The organism is Dyella koreensis (assembly GCF_044904565.1).
Lineage (GTDB): Bacteria > Pseudomonadota > Gammaproteobacteria > Xanthomonadales > Rhodanobacteraceae > Dyella_D > Dyella_D koreensis.
The window spans coordinates 414,226-434,815 of sequence record NZ_JADIKD010000012.1 but is presented as its reverse complement, the minus strand read 5'-3'; the positions used below and the strand labels follow the sequence as shown (position 1 = coordinate 434,815).

The window sequence follows — 20,590 nt, the reverse complement described above, 5'->3', positions numbered from 1 at the left end:
CGCGAGCCTTGCTATGGCTCGCCTCTGGCGATGCGTTCCTGGTGGTCTGCGGTGTTGCGCTGATCCTGTCGCCGCTTCTGCTGGCATGGCTGGTGTCATCGCCCATTCTGCTGGCGCTGCTTGCCTTGCCTTCGCTGTCGTGGGTCATGTATGGCCTGATGGTCCTGCGCGCGTATGCGACGGTACCGCCGGCACCGGTCTCGCACGGCATGGCATTGGAACTCGGCACCGTCCCCGCACTTGCCGGGGAGATCGAGCGCTTGCGGCTCGCCTGCGATGCACCGGCGTTCACGGCCATCTATGTCAACACCGAGTTGAATGCCTCCATCTATCAGGCAGGCTCCCGTGCCGGCCCGTCGAAGCATGTGCTGGTGCTTGGCCTGCCGCTGCTTGCCTTATTGACGGGCAAGCAGGCCGCGGCGGTCATTGCGCATGAATATGCGCATATCTCCCGGCGGCATGGCCATTTTGCGCGCTGGGCTTATGTGGCCCGTCAACGCTGGGGCGCGCTGGCCGCATTGCATGAGCGCAATCATCGGCTGATCACCGCGCCGCTCCGGTTGTTTCTCTCCTGGTATGTGCCGCGCATGATGCGCGAGACGCTGGAGTTTTCCCGCCGTTGCGAAGTCGTGGCCGATGCGCAGGCCATGGCGGTGGTGGGCGCCGACATCGCCTGCGAGACGGAAACCGCCCTGGTGCTGAGGCAGAAGGCCATGTCCGAGCAATTCTGGCCGGGCATCTTTGCGCAGGCGGGCCAGGATGACATCGCTCGGGCACAGCCGTTTACGCAGCTGTTGACGGAGCCGGTCGGCAGTCGTCCACGTGATGGCGTGCAGGCGGCCGTCTGGCTGCACGAAAGCCTCTGCCAGAAACCGGATATGCACGACACTCACCCCGTGTTTTCCGAGCGCCTGGCGGCAACGGGAAGGGATCCGACGGGCCCGCTCCCGGACCGCCTGCCCTGGCACCTTGAAGGGCCGTCAGCGGCGTCGGATTGGCTGCAAGGGGAGGCCACCGGTATCGCCGCGCAGCTTGATGCCGACTGGCGCGAGCACGCAGCCAGCGGCTGGCAGGATGCAGCAGAACAGCAGGCACGGCAGCATGGCCAGTTCCTGAAGCTGCTGCAGCGTCGTGAGCAACAGGTGTTTGATCAGCGCGATTGGAGGCAGCTGGCACAGCTGGCGAGGAAGTTCGATCCAGCCGGCCCGCTTCGCGCCGAAGCCATTGCACACGGGCTGCAACAGGCGCCCGACGACCCGGCACTGCTGGAGCTCCGGGCCGATGACCTGGAGCGTGATGGCGATATCCGCGGGGCGATTTCCGCGTGGCATTGCATCAGCGCAAACCCGTCTTCGCCGGAGTATCGAGTCCATCTCCATCTTTGCGAGCTTTACCTGCGGGCGGGAGATACCTTGGCGGCCGAGCGGCACCGGCAGATCGCCGACCTGGCCTGGGCCGGCGGCGATGGAAGCCGGCCAGCTGATGATGTCCTGTTTCCTCACGACATGCAGGCGTCCGAACTCGCCTTGCTGCAGGAGAAGCTCCAGCCGCTTTTTCAGCACGCTCGCGCCATCTGGCTTTGCCGCGACACACAGCCGGACACGGCAGACCCGCCGCGCTGGTTCTTGTATGTGCAGGCGCACGACGGCTGGTTCATGCGCCTTGTAGGTAGACTGACCGGCGAAGAGGATGTGAGCGCCTCCGCCTGCAAGCGATTGCTGGAGCGCCTGCAGGCACGGCTGCATCTTTACGTGGAAGTCTGCTTTATCGGTCCGAGCCGCCCGATCCCGGCTCATTGCACGCATGAGAGCCTGATTGCCCAGGCCGGCCGCCCCGCGGGTGGCGTCACCAACAAACCGGTGACGGCACCCACGTTATCGAATGTCTGATGGAGCATGGTCCATGTCCTGTGCACCGGAAACCTGAGGCCTCGCCGCGCCAGGCTCTGCGATTAGCCGGTTATCGACGGTGGCCAGGGTATTTTTGCACCGCGTCAGCCCGGCGGCATCGCCTCGGTGGTCGCGGATCGATAACGTCAGGATTGAGCGTAAAAGGAACCGAAGTGCCCCGTTTCTCCAGATTGCTTGGCTATGTCGCCCTGATTGCCATGTTGCCTGTCGCGATTATCGGCATCGTGGGGACGGCGAATGAATATCGCGCGATCGGCGTCGACGCGGTCGATTGCGACGGACCGGCTTCCGTACTGATCTTTGCCGTACCCGCTTTGATGGTGTACGCGGCCGCCACTTTCATTTTCCTGAAACGCCGTGGGCGCCGCCGCGTCTTGGTTCTTGGCGCCCTTTGCGGGCTGATCAGCCTGGGATTGATCTGGAATATCGGCAACGCCGCCACGGAGCAGTGGAGGAACGACAAGCAGCACGTCTGTCGAACCGGGATATAGCTCAGCGTCGCACGGCTTACTTTATTTTCGTCCAGCCGAAAACCAGCCAGGAATACTTGGATGTCTCGTCGGTTTCCGCAGTGAAGGTCATCTGCATCTCGCTGCCCTTGGCCTGGATATCGAGCCTCGGTGCCGTATCCAGCTTGAGCCACAGTGAGCTCCTGCTGAAGGACCAGGTCCCACACCGTGCGCAGGGACCCGAGGCCGGGTCACCGGGCCGGTGGAAAATGTAACGACCATCCGCGGTGATCTCCAGATAGTCGAACGCGGCATAGAGTGTCGTCACAGTCTCCTGGAACATCGTGGCGCCCGCTTCTTGCGCCGGTGTCGGCGCCGTCTTCATGTCGCGCGGCGGCCGACTGGTCGCACTGCTGAGTTTCCATTTGCCGACAAAATCCTGCTGCGCCGGGAGGTAGGCCTCCTGAGCCTTTGCCGGCGCAACCGGAACCACGGTCAGCGCGGCAGCCATGCTCACGCAGCCGACGGCAAGGAAAGACGCGGCGATGCGGGACGCCCTGGCTCGGTTTTGCATGAGACGTATGTTCCACGTAGGGCGAGGGAGCGTACTGATTTGACCTTGAAGAGGCAGGCATGGCCTCTTTCTCAATAGGCGGTGACCCCGAACAGCTTGTTTTCCTTCATTCCGGCAGACACGCCTGGATAGGTCCGAGACTCATCATTGGGGTTGCGAGGAACGGTCGATTTCCATTCGTAGAACGTATATTCGCCCGACCCCGTCCGTTTTTCTTTGCAACCTAGAATTTTTACCGCTTGGTCGTAGCTCATGCCGTCGACGATCTTGTCTCTCTCGGCTTCACCGAACGTGCATTTGGATGCGTCTGCCGCGAGACCTGCATTTGGAAGGAGCAGGGCGCTGGTCATGACCGCGAGGTAGCTCATGTTTTTCAGTTTCATGTGTTCACTTTTCAGTAAGGGACGGAAATTCCAACAGACACCCCATGCTTTGGCGGGCAGTTGCAGGCTTGCCTTCAATTTGGCAGCCTCGGATATCCTCGGCACGAGGTCAACTGGATGTCTGTGATGGCGTCGACGATTGTCGAGATACTCGGAATACGCGGCTCCAATATACAGGCACGCTTCGCGACGAGGATGGTGGCCCATCAGCCAAGGAAAAAGCGGCGCAGTCATCAATTCAGCCGGCCATTCACAGAGATTTCTTCGAAATCCATGATGCCTGCTTGTTGGTTGGGCACGATGGTAAGCACTTGCCCGGCCATGGTCTGCACGATTGAGCATCCGAACGGAATCCGGCTGATCAACGGGCTTCGCGGGCAGGCCACGCACTGGAGTCAGGATCAGGTTATCGGAGTCTTGGCCGGGCGAGGTCCAACCCTTCGAGCGAATGCGAATGCTGGCATGCTCATCACCGGTGCGAATCCCGCTCCTCGCGGATGAGGTGCCCGGAGTTTTATGGTGAGATGCATGTCGTCTGGGTTCGGCCAGTCCGATGCCTCATCGGGCTCCATGTTTCTTAAGAGCACTATAGATGAAAATGGCCCTGCAATGCGCACGATGCGAGACGGTGCTCGCTGGCGCGCTCACCATCGTGTCCGGAAAAACGCCTGGCGTGGCGCAGCCCCAACATAAGGAAGGCGAGCGGCTCACCGTCTGCGGCGTAGCATTCGAGAGCTGGGAGCCGATAGAGCGAGCCTGCGGCGACGCGTCAAGTCCGCTGGAGTTTGTGCTGCAATGCTGGTCGAACCCCGATGATCTCAACGAGTCCGTCCATGACACCAGCGACGCGCGCCGCCTCAATGGTTGCTGCGGCCTCAATGGCTGCGATGGTCCCAATCAAGTCTGCTGCTGCGGCGCTGACGTAGGCACGCTGCGTTCCGATTGCTGGACGCCAAGGGTATTCATCCCCGACCCGAAGGGTACGAGGTGGATCGCGGCATGATCCACCTCGATGAATTTGATAACGGGGCAGGTGACATGCACTCCATGCATGCCAGGAGTGGCCTGTTGAGAGGTTTGCGGGTCGATTTGACCGGAATGTCCGTCCTTGCAAACAGGCGGCCCTCCAAAGCCATGCCAAGCGCGACGAAAAATCAGTCATAGGGCGAAAGAGCAAACAAGATGCACCCGTTTCCCACCGAGCAGATCAAGGCAATAGAGGCACGATATTCCCCTAAGGGCGGCCCGTTGGGACTGGCATCCATTGCCATTGAGCTTGCCCCGTTCGAGTTCAATGGGGAGACGCACAACACCTCGCTACGGTGCGATCAGATCGACCTCGGCCTAGATGATTTTTCCGCCTTGGCCGGCAAGAGTTTCCAATTTCCTTTCAATCCGGCGCCGGGCTATGTCGATGGGAGCATGTGTCTCTTCGGCGTGCATGTGTTTTTCCTCACTAGGTGCCTTTCATTTGGTCGGCTTGGCGAAGAGAGTATCCCGTTGAAGGTCGAGGGAGTGCTTGAATTCAGTAGCAGCGGATTGCCACGTTACGAGGACACTGCGCTGCTTCTCGAGACAACTCTCTACCTGCCACTGACGGCGGCGCAACGAGTGGCGATGGTTGCGCACGCCATCAAACACGTAGATGCGCAGTCACCACGCGATATCGGAAAGGTGATGGCGGTGCTTGCCAAGGAACATCGCGCCGACGGTCAACTGGCTGCGCTCAGCGCCGAGGCGATCCGCATTCTCCAAACGAGCTGAAAGCGTCGGCGCACGCTTCCAGATGAGTAGCAAATGGACCGCACCCATGAAGCCTCTTACCAAGCCCGATGGCATCCCGCTCATGTTCGAGGCGGCCGTTGCTAGAACGCGCCACGATCTCTTCGTAGCCTGCTCCCACCGCGACGAGCGCTTTGATGGCTTTTCCCGCCTGTGCCTGTTCCGCGAGGAAAAGGACCCGACCTGGGCATATTTCGACATGCCCGTCACGATTTCGGACGCAGCCTTGTTTGTGCTGGCATCGAACGCCGGCTTGTCCAATGCGCCAACCGCTTACGTCTTTCTCGACGAGGACGGTGAACTTTATCATCTGCCCATGGGGCGCGAGCCGGAGACCGAACGAATTGCCGACTCCGGTCTCTGGCACGAAGACGCCAAGGGGTGGGGCTATCTCAAAAGCGTTACGCAGATCGGGAGCTCGCTTTACGCCTGCGGCGGCAGTGGCCAGGTTTACAGGCGGCTGCGGGACGGAAGCTGGGAACACATCGATCAAGGGATACTGCTGACAGAGGGCATCAAGAGCGACCTCAGTCTTGGTGCGATCGCCGGACCCAACGAAGAAGAGATCTATGTGGGCGGCTGGCATACCAATGTGAACGACGGCATCTTGCTTTGCCGGGACGGCCAGTGCTGGACATCTGTCGCACATGGCATTCCCTCGATCAGCAGTATTCACATCGAACATGAAGCGTCGATATGGGCATGTGGTCGCCACGGAACCCTGCTACACGGCAATTGCATCGACGGCTTCAAGCATATGCTGGACCTTGATCGAGGCCGCCCCTATGTGAACGTCGTTTCCTACCATCGCCAGATTTACCTGGCGACCGAGACGGGGCTCTTCTTCTACGAAAATGGTGCTGCCCACCGGCTGAAGACAGGACTGACGCCGGAATTCAACGACGGCCATATACTGCAAGTCGTCGATGGCGTGTTGTGGGCGATCGGCTACAAGGACATTGCACGTTTCGATGGCACGCGCTGGGAGCGCATTCCGTTCCCTGGCAATCCCTTGATCCCATAGAATCTCAGTGCAGCCCTTTTTCTCTCTCTGATGATCGCATTATGCGAGGTGGTACGCCGCTCATCCGCCACTTACGAACCAGATGGGTTTCGGGACCACTTGATGCCGACAAAAAACCGCCTTTCGTGATAGCTCCACTGTCGACCATCGCCGAGTGCTGAATGAACCCTGCTGATGACAAGACCGAATATGAAACGGATGAGCAGGCGTTGAACTCGGCCATCATGGAACACCCGTGGATGGATTTTTATCTCGTGAGCCTCGATGAGGCCCGTGCGGTGCTCAGGGGCACGCTGGACATGAGCTACGGCTATCAGATGCAGATCGAGTTCATGGGCGTGGGCTACGTTGACTGCCCCATCAGTTGGAAGTCCGACACCGGCTCGGAGGTCTTCTCCAAGCTCTTGCCCGGGGCGCTCCCTGACGATACGCGCAAGCGCTTCTTCGACAACAATGGCGGTAGCGTGTTCCGCTTCACGATAGAGGGCTTTCATGGCCCCTGGTCCGCATACTTCGTGGCCGAAGAGATGCGATTTCGACGCTCCGAAAAGCGGACATACCTGCCCTGGTAACGGGCAGGTGGCCGGACAGATCCTTGCGAACTTCCGCTAACGCTTGCGCGTCCATGGTGTGTTGTGTCGACCGCTGATATAGCAGTCGAAAGCGGACCTGCCGTCTAGGGACGCCAAGCCACAAAGTTTCCGTCCGGGCCAGCCGAGCAGAGAACAAGTTGCTGACGCCAGTCGACCAGCATGAGTCCGAAAGACGAGTGCAATTTGGCGAACACCCGAGAGATCTGCCTGTCGTCTCCCTGAGCCATTGCACCACGCACAGTGATGCCGTGCTCGTCCACTAAACCGTAGAGAAGCACGTCAGACGATGGCTTGATGGCGAAACCGCTTTCGACCTGCTCAAGCGGCCGAGGTGCTGTCGTCAGCATAGGTGCGTTGATTGGAGCTGTCCCGAACAAGGCTGCTAATTTGTCGACAGCACCCACTCCTTCGATGAGCGTAGTTCTAGTCAATCTGCGAGCAAATATCTGAGACCACCCATACTGCAATCGATGGGTTTTCTCAAAAATCTTGTACTCGGCAAGGATGGGCTGAAGCTCTTTTAGACCGGCTGCGGGAAGGAGTTCGATCTGACACCACTCGTCTTCGTGGAACTATGGCGCCCAAACTCGTCATCGCCAAAACTTCACCTGCCGAAGCAGCAAAGCAGCTCGGCCTTGGTCGCTCAACGGCCTGTCGGGAAATGCGTCGCTTGGGCATCAGCCGAGGTAGCCTTCTGTGATACTGAAAGAGTTATTCCCCTTCTTTGGACATTCCGAACTGAATACCAATCTCGATCAGCTTTTGAAGTCGGCGGGGGCAAACATCCAGTCCTTGTCCACCAAAACACTTCGGGCCGAAGGCTCGGATGCCATCGAACTCAAGTCCCTGGGATTGGAGCTGGCATTCTGGGACCGGGAAAACTACGAGCAGAAAATTGCCGTGCCGAAGGATGCCGGCAAGGGAATTCTAGTGGCGGTGTTTGCGTATGGCCCAACCAGCAGGGGCTTCAAGCCATATTTGGGGTCGATTCCGTTCAGCGACCGGCCGATCACCAAGCGGGAAGATGCGCTGCGCGAATTCGGTACGCCGCAGGTGACGGAAGTAGACGACGATATTGTCGAATGGGACCAGTGGGCCAAAGACGGGTTGCAAGTACGCGCCACCTACCACGGCGATGGCTCATTATGGAATCTTTCGTTCTCGACTCCGTTCAAGTGAAGACTTGGTCACCACGATCCTTGGCATGTCCATTATGAAGCATTGGCGAAATTCATCGATGCCCGGCTCTTGGCCTGGGTCCCTGGGGGCGAGTCAAAGTGCATCGTAGTAGGTCACCCTGGCGAGCCATCGCGCCCCAACTCTATTGGGCGACCAGCTGCGCCTTGGCCATCCACGCAAGTGCATGGGCGGCTGGGACGTCGAACTTGTTCGACCAGCCGCTGCGTGAGCAACACCTGACGCTACCGCCCAATCCGGCGGATCCGAACCCCAGCGCTCATCCCAAGGTCTCCTGCTATTACTACCCCGATTTGATGGTCAAGGAAGTGGATCTGGAGGGGCTCAAGGGAGCGGGCCAGCTCTCTATGGTGACCCTTCGGAAAGGACAGGCCGAGCCAGCCTGTCGTCGCGAAAACATCGACGGCGAGACCGTGATTAGGGACTGGAGCGGTTATTTCCGGGGCGTACGTCAAGGTTATGTGTTCTTCGATGGGAGTGACGGCGCCAACGGTGGCCGACCCTTCGCCGTGTACGATAGCGCAGGCGATGGGAAGATATTCTCCGACGTCGCTGCGCCGCTGCTGTCGGTGAAGCCGTTGTTGCCGCCACGCGACCCCGAGTTGCGTCCGTGGTACTACCACCCGCTGACATTGACGTATCGCAAGTTTTACGTCGCACCTTGCTCGATGCGTAGCGACGCCACTCACTGCTGGGCAATGATCAAGCAGGCCACCGGGCTGACCAAGGCGACGATGCCGGATTGTGATGCCGCGTACGGGGTGGAAGAAAAAGGCCTTTCAGCGGAGCAAAGGGAGGATCTACGCAGCGATCCAAGCGTGATCACCTATGTGGTGGAGGCGGTGATCGATGGCCAAGGCGTTGCCCATATCACGCCACAGTCGTCGGCCTTGAAATGTTTCCCAGCTGACACGCCAGCCTCTCGTTTTGGCTATGCCGCGCACAAAGGACGTATCGCCCCCGGGCATGGACGCTGATCTCGTGCTCCTCGATGGCGACCCGGCAGACGATGCAACCGCCTTTTGCTCGCGTGCGCGACACCATACGCGGGGGAGTGGTGATCTGGGGGAAGGATCGGTAATCACCCGCGAGCGACATTGAAGTATGCCGCTCGCGCTGAAATCGGCGCACTCCGCAGCATCGACAGCGCTTCAGGGTTCCGCGGGCGCTGGACACATGACGCCGCGTGGTTGTGTCCATGGCATGGCCAGCAATGCCAGCGCTACCCGATACGCGGCATCGTCAATCTGACGACGCTCACCAACGCGCGGCTGCACTTTACAGTCGGGCAACGCGCCATGGTCGTGCTGAACTTCGGGCCAGGTGAATCGGAATTTGAGCAGCGGGATGCCGATCTCCATGCCCGAGTGCGGCAACTTGAGCTCCCATTTGTAGCCGCTCGTATTGCCGGCGTGAGTACCACCAACTTCCTCTCCGACGAACACCCCTCGACGGCTCGCATACAACAGCGAGGCCAGCTCGGCGCCCCCAGAGAAGGTGATGCCGCCGGCCAACACGACGAGCTTGCCTGTGAACACGGGCGACGCGGGGGACCAGCGCGTCATGAGGCCTTCCGGTGGGGCGTTGAGCCGTTCCAGGGCATCTGCGCCGACTTTGCGCACAGTCGACAGTTCGTCGCTGTCGTAGATCTGGTGACGGTACACACGTCCTGAAGGGCTGGTGACCTTCAGGTCATTCGCCCGGCTGCGAACGGATGCGTACTTCTGGGAGGGGCGCTCGACAAGGTAGGAGAACAGGATCGTCTCGTTCGGTTCAGAGCCTCCGCCGTTGTCGCGGAGATCCAACACCAAGCGCTCAGCACCCCTTGCGCCCAATTCGTCGAAGATGGCCTGGATCGTCGAGGCGTAGTTGGCCCCGACGGCGCGATAGCGCTTGTTGCTGAAAGTGGGGACATAGAGATAGGCCGTCTTGTCGTCGATCCATTGCAGTTGAGCTACTGGAGACAAGGCAGCTGGCGGCTTAGGGCGGATGACGTAGGGCACAGGATGCACCTCGACGTCGCGGATGCTTCCATTGGGGATGCGAATGCGCAGGTGGAAGGCGCGTTCTTCGCCGCGCAGGAACCAGCGCATCGCTGCATAACGCGCACCTTCATCACGCATGACACCGGTGCGGATCACGCCGTCATGCGGGCTGGCCCGATACAGCTCGTCGAGCAATGCAGTGTGCGGCTCTCCGTTGATGGTGAGGATTTCCGAGCCCTGCGGGATGTCATTCGCATCGCCATAGCCGGCGGCCACAAAAAGGCCGTCGTCGCGCCACAGTACGTCGAGTGGAAACTGGAGGGCGGCTCGATAACGGCAGGCCACGGCATCACTGGGGCGCACACTGAAATGCCCTTCGCCGATCTGGTATAGCAATACCCGGAGAGTACGCAGGAACGCCTCCTCGGAGGTTCTGGTGCCTATCGTCGCGCGTGCCTGCGCTTTGGCGGTTTCCCATGCTTCCGGTGTCTGGTGCCAATAGATGTTGGGCAGGGCGGCTTCGGTCGCACGGATCGCCAGTTCGAGGTCGTCCCGGGCGGCCGCGGCCGTCAGGGCAATCGGTGGCGGGCAGGTCGCGGGGGGTGCGGCCTGGGCGGCGGCGGGCAGGGCAACGCAAAGTGCGAGCGCGGCACGCCAGCAGCGCGGGCTGGTCAACAGCATGCGGATTCCCGAGAATGAGCAATATATTACCTATAGCAGCGAGGCAATATTTTGCCTAGTCCCGTCACTCCAGCCTTCCTGTCACACGTGGCAGACAATGTGCGCCGCTACCGCCAGCGCGCCGGACTTAGCCAGAAGGCGCTGGCAGACGCCTCCGGCGTCAGTTTGCGGATGATCGGTGGTATCGAGCGGGGAGGGACCAGCGTCAGTACCGCGACCCTGGACCGCATCGGCCTGGTGCTCCATGCCACGCTCGCGGACTTGGTGCGTGAGCCGGGCAGCGCGTCGATGAACAATGCGATCAACCGGCTGGGCTGGGAGGGACCGCAGGGCGGCCAGGGAGTCCTGCTCAGCAGCGTGAGCGTCAGCCGCGAAGTGGAGACGTGGGAATGGCGGCTCCAACCAGGCGAGCGCTACCAGGCTGGCGCGGACCCCTCGGGCTGGCATGTCCTCATCGTAGTCGTGGAGGGGACGCTGACACTGGAATTGGCGTCGGGAGCCGTCACGGTCTCCGCGGGCTGCCACCTGTTTGACAGTTCGCAGGAGCACAGCTTCGCCAACCAGGGCCGCGTTCTGACGCGCTTCTTCCGCAGTACGGTGTGCTAGACGATCTGGTAGAGATCAAGGCGGATCCAAATAGGCGGGACTGCGGTGAGCGCTCACACCCGCATCGTCCTGGACCCGTACAGCCGTTCCGCCGTCAGTCCGGCTTCCCGGCAGCGACCAATGAACTTGTCGGACTCGACGATCTGCTTGCTTTGGGGAGTGTATTGCAGGCCAGCAACGAATCGCAGCCAGGGCTCCTGTCCCATGGCGTAGACGTAAGCCGTTCTGCAGCCAATTTCCTCCTCGATCCTCCAGGCGTTCTCGCTGCCAGATCCGGACAAGCGCCGCGATTCGTCGTCCTTGCGGCTGATCGGCTGGCTCAAATAAGGGCCGTAGAGCCAAGTGAGCGGCGCGCCATCGCACTCCATTCCGATGGACAAGGTATCGACCTTGCCCACCCTCTGCACGATGCGCCGATAAAGCGCGCGATCCTTGCCGTCGGAGAAGGTGGTCGCCAGGAATCGCGACGCGCTCCATCGCGTCAAGTACCCGCCCGCGCGGTTGGCCAATGGCCTGCAGCGCGAGTTTCATCGACGGGTCGGCAAGACTGTTGGCGTTGTGGAGAACTTCCACTGGATTACGCCGGGACAGATGCTGGATGGCCTGGCTCTTGCCGAGACAACGCCTGGCCCTTTGATCATGGTGCTGCAGTTCGTCGCCTTCTTGGGGCCAATTACCATGAAACTGGGTTACCGCCTATGGCGGCCGGCGTGGTCGGCTCGATACTGACGACCTGGGTAACGTTCGCGCCTTGCTTCTTGTGGATATCTCTCGGCGCACCGTACGTGGAGGCGCTGCGCAGCAATCAAGCTCTTAATGCAGCGCTCTCTGCCGTCACGGCCGCGATTGTGGGAGTGGTACTGAACCTGTCGGTTTGGTTCACTCTGCACACCCGTCATCAGATAAGGAGACCACAGAATGACAAAGATTGAGTTCTACGATCAGGCCGGCGCCTACTACCACGGCAAACTCAAGGATGGCGGCAATATCGACATTTACGATCCGCAAGGGAACTACTGGTACGGGAAGCTAAAAGATAACGGCAAGATCGACTTGTACGATCACAAGAGCCGCTACTACTACGGGGCGCTCAAAGCCGACGGAAAGATTGAGCTATACGACGATAGAGGCGCCTACTATCACGGCAAGCTCAAGGCCTGATTTTTCCACTGGGATTTTCCCGGCTAGAAAAGCTCAGGGTTACCGGTGGTATAGGGGCCGACCTTTGTTGCAGGTGCCAAAGTGGACAAGCCGATTGTCGATTCAGGGCTACTAGGCGATACGAAAAGCCGGGACTATGCGCAAAAGTTGTCGCTCTTTAATCGATTTGCGGCGCCAGAACTTCGCAACGCGATCGCCAGTCTGAGTCTAGAGCCTGGCATGCAAGTATTGGATGCGGGCTGCGGCACAGGAGAAGCACTCCAGTGGTTTCGTGATGCTCTTGGCGTCAATGGCATAGTCATCGGCCTAGATCTTTCCTCACCACATCTAGCGGTGGCCCGAGCGCAAGCTCAGATCGACGTCTTGGTGGCTCAAGCTGATATGACCAAGCCACCATTATCGGCACGAAGTTTCGACTTGGTCTGGTCCGTTAACACGATCAATCACCTGCGAGATCCAGATGCCAGCGTGGCGACACTGTCCACCCTTTTACGACCAGGCGGTCGTATCGCATTAGGGCAAAGCTCATTCCTTCCTGACATGTACTTCGCATGGGACTCAAGACTCGAGCGACTGACAAACGAAGCCGTGCGTCAGTATTATCGGGACAAGTACAGTCTCGACGAACGCGACTTGACGGCTGTGCGAGCGTCGGTGGGCATCCTGCGACGAGCTGGCCTGAAAGACGTACAGGCACAAACGTTCAATATTGATCGAGTGTCTCCTCTCAATCCCAGCGACGAAGACTATCTTCTCGAGGCAATTTTTCGTGCGACTTGGGGCGCGCGGCTACGACCTTACCTAGCGGACACTGACTATGCTGAGCTGGTCAAACTGTGCGATCCGCTGGAATCCGGCTTTGCGCTCCGTCGACCTGATTTTCACTTCCTACAGACGTTTACTTTGGCCATTGGTATTGCTTGAAGAGACGTCCACCTTCTTTCGTTCGCATCGATGCTTACGTGGGCTAAATAGTCCCTGGCGGACGCACGAGGGCGACGGAACGAGCTCGCTCGCTCTAGGTCTCCAAGCGCGCTGGATACCGCCAGAGGGGCGGTGGCGGGGTCGCGTAGACAGCATTGTTCGGTCCGGGGGGGGGGGCGGGGCATCGGGCCCGAGATTGGAGCTGTGGTCAGGGAGATGGTGAGGAGCACTTACCTCCGACCTTTGAGAGATATAGAAGGAGAGCTTCGCCCCGGTCGCGCGTCGAGGCTTTCCCAGATTCTTGGGGCGCACTAAGACATTGAAGGTCAGGAAGTCAACGACTTCAATGAGGCACGACCAGATGTTATCCCGAAGAATCTAGTTGGATTGATGGCCCTCGCTCAGCACCACATGACGCTGCATGAAGTCATCCAGGGAGTTCAGGGGGACATCAATAGCAATTACTTGCAGAGAATAGCCTTCTCGTGAGACGAGCGCGCCTCGCAGATACGAATTGCCGAAGCTCGAAGAGACTACGGGCTTCGAACGCTTAGCCGACGCTAGTTTCGAGCTAGATGGCTGGATACAGCAGCAAATTGACCTGCATCGGGGCAAGTAAGTAAAGGTGAACCTTCGCTCTTGCTTGGTTGCTCAAACGACTAGGTTGAAGCAGTGACTCACTCTCTCGTGGCAATCACTCATACGCCCTCTTGACGAAGGAAGGGTCACTCGAGGTGGCCCTTCCTGTTGAGCGCCTACTTCTTTTTCTTTCGCTTGGCTTGGGCGAGGTCGGAGCCTGCAACCGAGCGAACCATCTTGCTCTTGCTGGTGCGGAGTAACTTGGAAGCCTTGGACGCATCTTTCTTGCTTGTGGCCATGCTTTGCTCCTCCTGTTATCACCACGTGGTGACGGTTAGGTCTTTTGGTCCCATGCAGCAACCCGGCCGTTTTCGACCGTGATGCGCAGTCGATAGCGATTGACGCCAGAGGGTTGATACTTCCACACCTCCCGCGTCATGGTCTTCAAAAGCTTGTTGTCGATGGCGACGGGAGCACCCAAGGAATCGCGCAGTTGCTCTTCAGTCTGGCCCCGCCAGAACTCACCCGCGAAAACCTTCTGCACAATATCTTCGTCTTGGTACTTCTCGCGCAGGTAGGCCAGCCGCTGCTGTTTTTTGACGTGCGCACTCCAGACGAGGAGGGCAATGACTGCGAGGACGGTGACGACTGGGATGACCCAGCCCGTGGTCTGAAAGAGTTTGGTGGCGAGATAGATGGGCAGGCCAACGATGAGGGCCAGCACCAGCAATGCCCCTTCCGCCCTGGAAGACCGTCTACCCATATTTCCCCCTGTAGAACATCTCGGCTCAAGAGGAAGCCCATGAGACCCCCCCCTTTAGCCTGGCACCGACACGGCGTCTCAGTAGCGATACGTCTCATCTATCATCGAAAACGAGGCTCTTCCCAAGCATCCTCCTCATCTTCGTCACTTTCATCCAAAGTGAGAAGCGTGAGGACTCTGCCATATGACCCAAGGCCGATAGCCTCCTCGGTGAGCGTTTGCCTGGTTTCTACCCCATGGAACCAATCAGAAGCCGGCGCGTCATCACTGTCTTCGTCGGCACGACGAACCGCATCGGGGTCCGAGGCCAAGCGTCGCGTGGCTGTGTTTTGTGGAATAGACGCCCCGCGACCAAGCCCCCTGGGCCAGCCAATTTCTTTCCTGATTCCACCATCGAGGCAGTACTCCACCACGCCGTCCAGGCTGAGGACGATGCCAGAGGGAATTTTGCTGAGCTCGACGTAGCGAATCGCAGCTGCTTGGAGGGATGTGTGGGTCGCCTGGGCCAAGGCCTTGACCGCAGCAAGTCCATCCTTGCTACCCCAGATGACCCGCTTACATAGCGTTGCCGGCATCAGCAAACACGCAGCGAAGTAGTCGGCTTCAAGCTCAATAGGGTCCGCACTTCCAAACCCAGCGTGCGATTGATGCATATCGCCCTGCTTGAAGATATGCGCTGGGTGAGAGTCTAGCCAGTAGTGGCCTAGTTCATGGGCAATGCTAAAGCGCTGAAACCCTTTGCTCTGGATGTGCGTCGCATACGCGATACCAAAGTGTTCGCCGGATTTGATAAGCCAGCCAGATGCGCCCTCGACATTGGCGGATTTCGCGTGGACATCAATATCGAGATGCTGGGCAATTTGTAGCGGGTCAACAGGGAGGGCATCGAGGCCTACATCACTCAGGAGCTCAAGAGCTTTGGTGTGAATCTGTTGACGCCGACTGTCATTCATCGTTGGGTTTGCTCTTGTTGGCCATGGCCTGAGCCATCTGTTCAAGAAACGCGATGTCTTCCTTGGAGGCATTGCCCAAGTGTCTAGCAATGCGAGAAGCCGCCCCAGTCGCTTCTTGCGTGTCAGTGATGCCCATCAAGTAATCACTGCTGACGTTCAGCGTTTTGCTCAGCCTTCTAAGGTTATCGAACGATGGCTTTCTTGAGCCTGCTTCGAAATGCGAAATGGTCGTTGCAGGGAGCCCTGCCTCAGTGGCGAGCTGGGCTTGGGTGAAACCTCGTTGTTCGCGGATGAGGCGGAGACGAGTCGGGAACAGATCTTCGGGCATGTAAAGGGAGGTCCAGCAAGGGTCTGTCAAATGGTACTTGACGATATCGACATGTCTAGTGTATTGTCGATTTCGTCAAATAAAGCAAGTCGTTTTATTTTTCGGAGGTCACATGTCCTGGTATGTCGATGATTCGAAATTGAGCAAGGGTGACATGAAATTTTCTTGGTGGACAGAGACTTATTACCCTGGCAACACGGTGCCTGTTTCGGGGATCTACCGCTGTCTGGGGTGTGGCAAAGAGGACGCCTGCAATGAGTCCGATCCGTTTCCACCCCAGAATCACCACCAGCACACGACGGACCAAGGCCGTATTAGTTGGCGGCTGAATGTTCGCGCCAATACCGAGGGGCGGTGACCTGCTCGTACCAAGGAGACGTTTGATGAATTTCACACACTACGACCTGGGGCAGCTCGACAACGGAGATGTGGTTCAGATCTCGCTCCATGGGAGCGCCGCAAATATTCGGTTGATGGATAACTCCAATTTTTCCAGCTACCGGAGCGGGCATCAGTACCGGTATGTCGGAGGTCTCGCAAAGCAGACCCCCATCCGGCTTCAAGTTCCGAGCTACGGCCACTGGCATGTCGCCGTAGACATGGCTGGGCTGCGCGGAACCGTACGGTCGGCGATTCAAGTAATTCGCGCCTGACCTGCAGGGCTACCTACTTACTACGGAGGCACCGAGAGCGATGAGCAGTCTATTTATCAATGAACACTCTGGGCGTTTCACGGTTGAGCCTGCCCATTCCAGTACGCCACTCCACACATCGAGCACGCAGGCCGGCGCCATTGCGTGGGCTAAAGCGGTGTACCCAACCCATGCCTTGCACGTCGCTCGGGTACGCCATTTGTCGGATAAACGAATCCCCGACCACTGGCGTAGGGTGTAAGGGCGCGGCCCCAAGCCGGGTGCCGCGTTCGCGTATTGCCAGTCGTGGCACTCAGGGGGAGGATATGAAATTTGGAGTTCGCAAACCGTCTTGGAAGAAGTCCATCGCGGCCAGGACATCGGTCAAGCGAATGGTCAAGAATTCGCTCGGTCTACGCGCACCAAGGGGCTATGGGTGGCTGACGAATCCTAAGAAGGCGGCCTACAACCGTGTCTATAACCGCACGACGATAGGTTGGGCGTCGTTGCTCCGGAAGCTCTTTCGTTGAAGGAGAGGGTCTATGGTTTTTCGAGGATTTAAGCCTCCTCAGCCACCCAGGCCGCCGAAACCTCCGAAGCCACCGGACAGGATCCAAAATTTAAGGCCCCTGCAACCCCTTGGCGCGACGAGGTGGGTCAAGGGGCACTGGCGCTACAACTACGGTACGTCGCAGTACGAGTGGGTGGACGGTCACTGGAGCAAGTAAGTGATGCGGTGGCCCCATGGAAAGAGCCATCCGTCATGGATGGCTTTTTTGGCGTGCTTTGAAACGCCCCTTCGGATTACGGTGGAGCCGCGTAGTTCTCATTCGATCCGTGCTTATGGCTCTTAACCTTCGCACCTGACTACGCCGGATTTTCCTTGGGGCTCGACGTGTTGGATGCTCGCAATTCAGCCATAGCCGACGCGCCTGCCTGCGAACGTCGCGTGTAATAGGTCACCATGCGGTCCGTTTTCCAACCGCCAGCGTGTTGGATCTGCGTGCCAGTCGCACCGTGTTCGGCTAAGTCATTGGCCGAACCGATCCGCGTCGAATGCCCACTAATCGTCCCGGCATGCTCCAACCCCGCGGCCTTGGCGCGTCGCCGAAAAATCCGTGCTACCTCTTGCGGCAACAACGCTTCGGCCGCCCCACCATTGGCCTTTGGCCGTCCACCGGTGGGGCGGAAGAGGGCGCCTTCGATGATGCCGGCCGAGGCCTGCCACGCACGCACGCGCGCGATCGTTTCCCCACTCACGAAGCGATAGTCCGGCGCGGCGCCATCCTGGTTGGTCTTGGAAAACGGCACATGCAGCGACCAAGTATTCCGACGCCGGTTGTGGTGCAGGTGTTCGACGCGAATGGCCACCAGTTCCGACTCGCGACACAAGGTATCCGAGGCCATCGACAGCAACGCGGCATCGCGCAGATCGCGCGGACTCTCACCCAGCGTCGCCAGGATGGTGTCGACGCCGGCCATGTCGAGCTCGCCGGCTTGTTGGCGCGCGTGGCCACCGGTAGTTTTCAGACGTCTAATGAGCTTCTTCCATTTGACCGGCCAGTCCGGATCCTTCGACGGACTCGGCAAGCCCGCGGCGACATGCACCAAACCCACCGTATAGAGATAGCGGTCCACCGTGGCGCGCTTGCGCCCTTTGTCGATCATGGCCGACAAGAACGTTTCGAGTTGCTCGACGGAGGCGGGCAGGGGAGTCGCCCTTCTCGCTTCACACCACACCAGGTACTGCGTCCAGTCGGAGCGCACCGCTTTCACCGTGGCCGGCGCGCTGCCGGCAGCGAAGTCGCTCGACCAGTTGGCGAGGCGCGCGAGCACGGCCTCGACCGAGGAGGCCATCGCGGGACGCGGCGCATGGATATCGGGCGCTACCGCCGGCACCGAAGTGAGGTCCTGCAGCGCATCGACAACACGTAGGGGAAGGGTGGTCGGCTCGGCCATGACGGTGCTCAGGAGGCGCCCCAGATGACGCCGACACTTCATGATAGCGAATAAGTGCCATTATTCGCTATCTATATAATAGTAGGAAACGGCTATTTTTCAGTCAGTTGAAGCCACAATCTCGAAGCCACGGCGTCCGATTTAACTGTCCAGCAGACCGCTGGACAATTAGTCAGCGGACTGTTGACCAATTGTGCAACAGGCTGCTGCACAAATTGCCAGATCAACCCGTGGACAGGTCATCTCAGCGCATGAGACCGGTAGGCCATTAGGATGGCCGCAACGCCGCCGCAGGCGGCACACCTGAGGGCTACGCTCATGAGCAAAAAGCTGCCCCGCGGCCTCGATGGCCGCACTCGCGACCAAAACCCACCCAAGGCCGGCGAGATCCGCCAGAAGCGTGGCGACACCCTCGTCCGCACGCTCAGGGAGGAATACGGCCCCAACTTTGCCCAGGGCCTTCGCTCGGATACAACCCTGGAAACGGTTCGGGAGCGGACCGGCAAAAGCCTTCATGAGCTCGTGCGCGACATGCATCCTAAGAAATAGCGCCCCGAGTGTCGTGCAGCAACACGACCGAAAAGTGACCCGGGACGAGCGTCAGGTGAAGACAGGAGACGAGTGACATGACATGGTCGATACAGCGCGTTGAGGATCGCGACGGGCATTGGGTCGAAGTCTGGCGCGGATTCGATATCGCGGAAAGGATCGGGCCGCTCAGCAACGCAGACGAAGCGCTTTTACAAGAGATCCAGGCTCGAATGCGGATTCGCTTGGCGCACGGCCCATCTGCGCTCGATGACTGATGCGCACTGCAGTCGGTAGTCATAACGATGGGGAGTCGTTGGTTCGAACGAAATAGGGGGAGAGGCATGACAAATCCAAAGCGCATTGCGCTTTTCTTGGATGGCACCTGGAATACCGTCCAGAACAATACCAACGTCTGGCGTGCCAAGTCGCTTTGTGTCACGAGCGAAGACCAGATCAGCTATTACAGCCAGGGCGTGGGCACGCTCTTTGGACAGCGATTCATGGGAGGAGCCTTCGGCTACGGGTTGGACGCTGAAGTCATCAATGCCTACGAATGGCTCGTTGAGAACTACAACCCGGGCGATCGAATCTTCATCTTTGGCTTCAGTCGTGGCGCCTATACCGCTCGCGCCTTGAACGGCCTTATCTCTGAATGCGGGCTCCTCATCGCCGGATCGCCACTGTCCGTGGACCAACTGTACGCGCGATACCGCCGACGTGAGGTCACCTCCATCCGGAAACTTGTCCATGCGGCGGATGCAAACCTCACAACGGAGGAGCGCTGGTTGAAGCGATACTCTCGCCCCGTCGCGATCTGGTTCCTTGGCGTATGGGACACAGTCGGGGCACTCGGCCTTCCCTTTGGCAACATCCCCTTCATTAGCCGGTCCCAATACAACTTCCTCCAGACTGACCTCTGGATTAATGACGACACCGCCTATCACGCGCTCGCGATTGACGAGCATCGGCGCGCATTTGCGCCGACGCTGTGGACTTGGCCGCGCGCCAAGGACGATAAGAGCGCCACAGGGGCATATGCATTCCCGGACACTCAGCGAGTGGAGCAGCGCTGGTTTGCGGGAGCTCACGCGAACGTCGGTGGTGGATACGCGAACGACATTCTTGCCCAGCGGCCACTGATGTGGCTGATGGAAAAGGCCAAGGCAAGGGGCCTGGTGTTTCGGGACATGCCAGCAGACGATAGCGTGGAAGAGGGGCTAATCAACAACTCATTCCGGGAGATGGCTTTCGGGCTCTACGCCCTTTTTCACCTCCTCATCCCGTTTCGGCGCCCAATTGGACAAGCCACGCTGGGGAATGGAAAAGACGTCAAGTTCGTGGTGAACGAGACCATCGACGCATCCGTCTTTGCCAGGTGGCGAGCCGATAAAACCTACAGGCCCAAGAACGTGGTCGACTGGGCGAGAAAATTCAACATTGACCCCGGCACGATAACCACGACGGTACGCGCGGATGATCCAAGTGTCGCCGTTGATGCGATTACGCTGACCGAGCCCGCGGCGATCCAGAAAGCTGATGGCACGAATTAAGGCTTCGCCGAACAGGGGCAATACAG

At 59.2% G+C, this 20,590-nt stretch carries 26 protein-coding genes; 17 read left to right on the top strand and 9 right to left on the bottom strand.

Going from position 1 to position 20,590, the window contains the following annotated elements; genetic code table 11:
- Positions 1 to 8 precede the first annotated feature (8 nt).
- Positions 9 to 1,889 (top strand): M48 family metalloprotease, encoded by a 1,881-nt coding sequence (locus ISS97_RS17080; RefSeq protein WP_379983399.1) that lies wholly within the window; start codon positions 9 to 11, stop codon positions 1,887 to 1,889.
- 173 nt (positions 1,890 to 2,062) lie between these two features.
- Positions 2,063 to 2,401, top strand: coding sequence for a hypothetical protein (locus ISS97_RS17075; RefSeq protein ID WP_379983400.1), 339 nt, complete (start codon positions 2,063 to 2,065; stop codon positions 2,399 to 2,401).
- A gap of 16 nt (positions 2,402 to 2,417) precedes the next feature.
- Here ISS97_RS17075 and ISS97_RS17070 read toward each other — a convergent pair whose 3' ends face one another.
- Together ISS97_RS17070 and ISS97_RS17065 are read right to left on the bottom strand one after the other, a co-directional pair.
- The gene (locus ISS97_RS17070; RefSeq protein ID WP_379983401.1) at positions 2,418 to 2,933 is read right to left on the bottom strand and encodes a hypothetical protein; all 516 of its coding nucleotides are present in this window, start codon (positions 2,931 to 2,933) and stop codon (positions 2,418 to 2,420) included.
- Positions 2,934 to 3,004: 71 nt separating this feature from the next.
- Positions 3,005 to 3,550, bottom strand: coding sequence for a hypothetical protein (locus ISS97_RS17065; RefSeq protein ID WP_379983402.1), 546 nt, complete (start codon positions 3,548 to 3,550; stop codon positions 3,005 to 3,007).
- Positions 3,551 to 3,908: 358 nt separating this feature from the next.
- Between ISS97_RS17065 and ISS97_RS17060 the strand changes: the two genes are divergently transcribed.
- The 6 genes from ISS97_RS17060 (at position 3,909) to ISS97_RS17035 (ending at position 8,889) form a co-directional block, all read left to right on the top strand.
- Positions 3,909 to 4,319 carry a hypothetical protein gene (locus ISS97_RS17060; protein ID WP_379983403.1) on the top strand — a complete coding sequence of 137 codons (411 nt, stop codon included), beginning with the start codon at positions 3,909 to 3,911 and terminating at the stop codon, positions 4,317 to 4,319.
- A 179-nt stretch (positions 4,320 to 4,498) separates the two neighbouring features.
- On the top strand, positions 4,499 to 5,080 hold the full coding sequence (locus ISS97_RS17055; RefSeq protein ID WP_379983404.1) for a GatB/YqeY domain-containing protein: 582 nt from the start codon (positions 4,499 to 4,501) through the stop codon (positions 5,078 to 5,080).
- A 46-nt stretch (positions 5,081 to 5,126) separates the two neighbouring features.
- Positions 5,127 to 6,122: a WD40/YVTN/BNR-like repeat-containing protein gene (locus ISS97_RS17050; protein ID WP_379983405.1), complete on the top strand. Its 996-nt coding sequence runs from the start codon at positions 5,127 to 5,129 to the stop codon at positions 6,120 to 6,122.
- A 161-nt stretch (positions 6,123 to 6,283) separates the two neighbouring features.
- Complete coding sequence (locus ISS97_RS17045) at positions 6,284 to 6,694, top strand: hypothetical protein (protein WP_379983406.1); 411 nt, start codon at positions 6,284 to 6,286, stop codon at positions 6,692 to 6,694.
- Between the two features lie 717 nt (positions 6,695 to 7,411).
- On the top strand, positions 7,412 to 7,894 hold the full coding sequence (locus ISS97_RS17040) for a hypothetical protein (RefSeq protein ID WP_379983407.1): 483 nt from the start codon (positions 7,412 to 7,414) through the stop codon (positions 7,892 to 7,894).
- Between the two features lie 206 nt (positions 7,895 to 8,100).
- Complete coding sequence (locus tag ISS97_RS17035; RefSeq protein WP_379983408.1) at positions 8,101 to 8,889, top strand: hypothetical protein; 789 nt, start codon at positions 8,101 to 8,103, stop codon at positions 8,887 to 8,889.
- A 174-nt stretch (positions 8,890 to 9,063) separates the two neighbouring features.
- On the opposite strand, the gene ISS97_RS17030 is transcribed toward ISS97_RS17035, so the two are convergent.
- Positions 9,064 to 10,578, bottom strand: coding sequence for a S41 family peptidase (locus ISS97_RS17030; protein ID WP_379983409.1), 1,515 nt, complete (start codon positions 10,576 to 10,578; stop codon positions 9,064 to 9,066).
- 99 nt (positions 10,579 to 10,677) lie between these two features.
- Between ISS97_RS17030 and ISS97_RS17025 the strand changes: the two genes are divergently transcribed.
- Entirely contained in the window at positions 10,678 to 11,184 is a 507-nt protein-coding gene (locus ISS97_RS17025; protein ID WP_379983410.1) for a helix-turn-helix domain-containing protein, read from the top strand.
- Positions 11,185 to 11,237: 53 nt separating this feature from the next.
- Here ISS97_RS17025 and ISS97_RS17020 read toward each other — a convergent pair whose 3' ends face one another.
- Complete coding sequence (locus ISS97_RS17020; protein WP_379983411.1) at positions 11,238 to 11,669, bottom strand: hypothetical protein; 432 nt, start codon at positions 11,667 to 11,669, stop codon at positions 11,238 to 11,240.
- Positions 11,670 to 11,775: 106 nt separating this feature from the next.
- Here ISS97_RS17020 and ISS97_RS17015 point away from each other — a divergent pair, with 106 nt between their 5' ends.
- The 4 genes from ISS97_RS17015 to ISS97_RS17000 all read left to right on the top strand — a co-directional run bounded on the left by ISS97_RS17015 (position 11,776) and on the right by ISS97_RS17000 (position 13,269).
- Positions 11,776 to 11,913 carry a hypothetical protein gene (locus ISS97_RS17015; RefSeq protein ID WP_379983742.1) on the top strand — a complete coding sequence of 46 codons (138 nt, stop codon included), beginning with the start codon at positions 11,776 to 11,778 and terminating at the stop codon, positions 11,911 to 11,913.
- Positions 11,883 to 12,116 (top strand): chromate transporter, encoded by a 234-nt coding sequence (locus tag ISS97_RS17010; protein ID WP_379983412.1) that lies wholly within the window; start codon positions 11,883 to 11,885, stop codon positions 12,114 to 12,116. Before ISS97_RS17015 ends, ISS97_RS17010 begins: the two co-directional genes overlap by 31 nt.
- Positions 12,103 to 12,345: a hypothetical protein gene (locus ISS97_RS17005; protein WP_379983413.1), complete on the top strand. Its 243-nt coding sequence runs from the start codon at positions 12,103 to 12,105 to the stop codon at positions 12,343 to 12,345. Before ISS97_RS17010 ends, ISS97_RS17005 begins: the two co-directional genes overlap by 14 nt.
- Before the next feature lie 81 nt (positions 12,346 to 12,426).
- On the top strand, positions 12,427 to 13,269 hold the full coding sequence (locus ISS97_RS17000; protein ID WP_379983414.1) for a class I SAM-dependent methyltransferase: 843 nt from the start codon (positions 12,427 to 12,429) through the stop codon (positions 13,267 to 13,269).
- Between the two features lie 755 nt (positions 13,270 to 14,024).
- On the opposite strand, the gene ISS97_RS16995 is transcribed toward ISS97_RS17000, so the two are convergent.
- The 4 genes from ISS97_RS16995 to ISS97_RS16980 form a co-directional block, all read right to left on the bottom strand.
- Entirely contained in the window at positions 14,025 to 14,147 is a 123-nt protein-coding gene (locus ISS97_RS16995; protein WP_379983415.1) for a hypothetical protein, read from the bottom strand.
- A 35-nt stretch (positions 14,148 to 14,182) separates the two neighbouring features.
- Entirely contained in the window at positions 14,183 to 14,572 is a 390-nt protein-coding gene (locus ISS97_RS16990; RefSeq protein WP_379983416.1) for a hypothetical protein, read from the bottom strand.
- Between the two features lie 140 nt (positions 14,573 to 14,712).
- Entirely contained in the window at positions 14,713 to 15,564 is an 852-nt protein-coding gene (locus tag ISS97_RS16985; RefSeq protein WP_379983417.1) for an ImmA/IrrE family metallo-endopeptidase, read from the bottom strand.
- Complete coding sequence (locus ISS97_RS16980; RefSeq protein WP_379983418.1) at positions 15,557 to 15,892, bottom strand: helix-turn-helix domain-containing protein; 336 nt, start codon at positions 15,890 to 15,892, stop codon at positions 15,557 to 15,559. Before ISS97_RS16980 ends, ISS97_RS16985 begins: the two co-directional genes overlap by 8 nt.
- 383 nt (positions 15,893 to 16,275) lie before the next feature.
- On the opposite strand from ISS97_RS16980, the gene ISS97_RS16975 reads away from it, so the two are divergent.
- The gene (locus ISS97_RS16975) at positions 16,276 to 16,545 is read left to right on the top strand and encodes a DUF1883 domain-containing protein (RefSeq protein ID WP_379983419.1); all 270 of its coding nucleotides are present in this window, start codon (positions 16,276 to 16,278) and stop codon (positions 16,543 to 16,545) included.
- Positions 16,546 to 17,391: 846 nt separating this feature from the next.
- On the opposite strand, the gene ISS97_RS16970 is transcribed toward ISS97_RS16975, so the two are convergent.
- Positions 17,392 to 18,483, bottom strand: a complete 1,092-nt coding sequence (locus ISS97_RS16970; protein ID WP_379983420.1) for a tyrosine-type recombinase/integrase — start codon at positions 18,481 to 18,483, stop codon at positions 17,392 to 17,394.
- Between the two features lie 318 nt (positions 18,484 to 18,801).
- Here ISS97_RS16970 and ISS97_RS16965 point away from each other — a divergent pair, with 318 nt between their 5' ends.
- The 3 genes from ISS97_RS16965 to ISS97_RS16955 all read left to right on the top strand — a co-directional run bounded on the left by ISS97_RS16965 (position 18,802) and on the right by ISS97_RS16955 (position 20,564).
- Positions 18,802 to 19,032, top strand: a complete 231-nt coding sequence (locus tag ISS97_RS16965) for a hypothetical protein (protein WP_379983421.1) — start codon at positions 18,802 to 18,804, stop codon at positions 19,030 to 19,032.
- A gap of 77 nt (positions 19,033 to 19,109) precedes the next feature.
- On the top strand, positions 19,110 to 19,289 hold the full coding sequence (locus ISS97_RS16960) for a hypothetical protein (RefSeq protein WP_379983422.1): 180 nt from the start codon (positions 19,110 to 19,112) through the stop codon (positions 19,287 to 19,289).
- 66 nt (positions 19,290 to 19,355) lie between these two features.
- Positions 19,356 to 20,564, top strand: a complete 1,209-nt coding sequence (locus ISS97_RS16955) for a DUF2235 domain-containing protein (protein WP_379983423.1) — start codon at positions 19,356 to 19,358, stop codon at positions 20,562 to 20,564.
- Positions 20,565 to 20,590: the final 26 nt, after the last annotated feature.

Bases quoted from the DNA above. Each gene is read 5' to 3' on its own strand.
- ISS97_RS17030 (WP_379983409.1), bottom strand. From the start codon at position 10,578: ATGCTGTTGACCAGCCCGCGCTGCTGGCGTGCCGCGCTCGCACTTTGC.
- ISS97_RS17065 (WP_379983402.1), bottom strand. From the start codon at position 3,550: ATGACTGCGCCGCTTTTTCCTTGGCTGATGGGCCACCATCCTCGTCGC.
- ISS97_RS16980 (WP_379983418.1), bottom strand. From the start codon at position 15,892: ATGCCCGAAGATCTGTTCCCGACTCGTCTCCGCCTCATCCGCGAACAA.
- ISS97_RS16995 (WP_379983415.1), bottom strand. From the start codon at position 14,147: ATGGCCACAAGCAAGAAAGATGCGTCCAAGGCTTCCAAGTTACTCCGC.
- ISS97_RS16975 (WP_379983419.1), top strand. From the start codon at position 16,276: ATGAATTTCACACACTACGACCTGGGGCAGCTCGACAACGGAGATGTG.
- ISS97_RS17050 (WP_379983405.1), top strand. From the start codon at position 5,127: ATGAAGCCTCTTACCAAGCCCGATGGCATCCCGCTCATGTTCGAGGCG.
- ISS97_RS17015 (WP_379983742.1), top strand. From the start codon at position 11,776: ATGCTGGATGGCCTGGCTCTTGCCGAGACAACGCCTGGCCCTTTGATC.
- ISS97_RS17055 (WP_379983404.1), top strand. From the start codon at position 4,499: ATGCACCCGTTTCCCACCGAGCAGATCAAGGCAATAGAGGCACGATAT.
- ISS97_RS17060 (WP_379983403.1), top strand. From the start codon at position 3,909: ATGAAAATGGCCCTGCAATGCGCACGATGCGAGACGGTGCTCGCTGGC.
- ISS97_RS16965 (WP_379983421.1), top strand. From the start codon at position 18,802: ATGAGCAAAAAGCTGCCCCGCGGCCTCGATGGCCGCACTCGCGACCAA.
- ISS97_RS16960 (WP_379983422.1), top strand. From the start codon at position 19,110: ATGACATGGTCGATACAGCGCGTTGAGGATCGCGACGGGCATTGGGTC.
- ISS97_RS16955 (WP_379983423.1), top strand. From the start codon at position 19,356: ATGACAAATCCAAAGCGCATTGCGCTTTTCTTGGATGGCACCTGGAAT.
- ISS97_RS17070 (WP_379983401.1), bottom strand. From the start codon at position 2,933: ATGCAAAACCGAGCCAGGGCGTCCCGCATCGCCGCGTCTTTCCTTGCC.
- ISS97_RS17045 (WP_379983406.1), top strand. From the start codon at position 6,284: ATGAACCCTGCTGATGACAAGACCGAATATGAAACGGATGAGCAGGCG.
- ISS97_RS16970 (WP_379983420.1), bottom strand. From the start codon at position 18,483: ATGGCCGAGCCGACCACCCTTCCCCTACGTGTTGTCGATGCGCTGCAG.
- ISS97_RS16985 (WP_379983417.1), bottom strand. From the start codon at position 15,564: ATGAATGACAGTCGGCGTCAACAGATTCACACCAAAGCTCTTGAGCTC.
- ISS97_RS17005 (WP_379983413.1), top strand. From the start codon at position 12,103: ATGACAAAGATTGAGTTCTACGATCAGGCCGGCGCCTACTACCACGGC.
- ISS97_RS17010 (WP_379983412.1), top strand. From the start codon at position 11,883: ATGGCGGCCGGCGTGGTCGGCTCGATACTGACGACCTGGGTAACGTTC.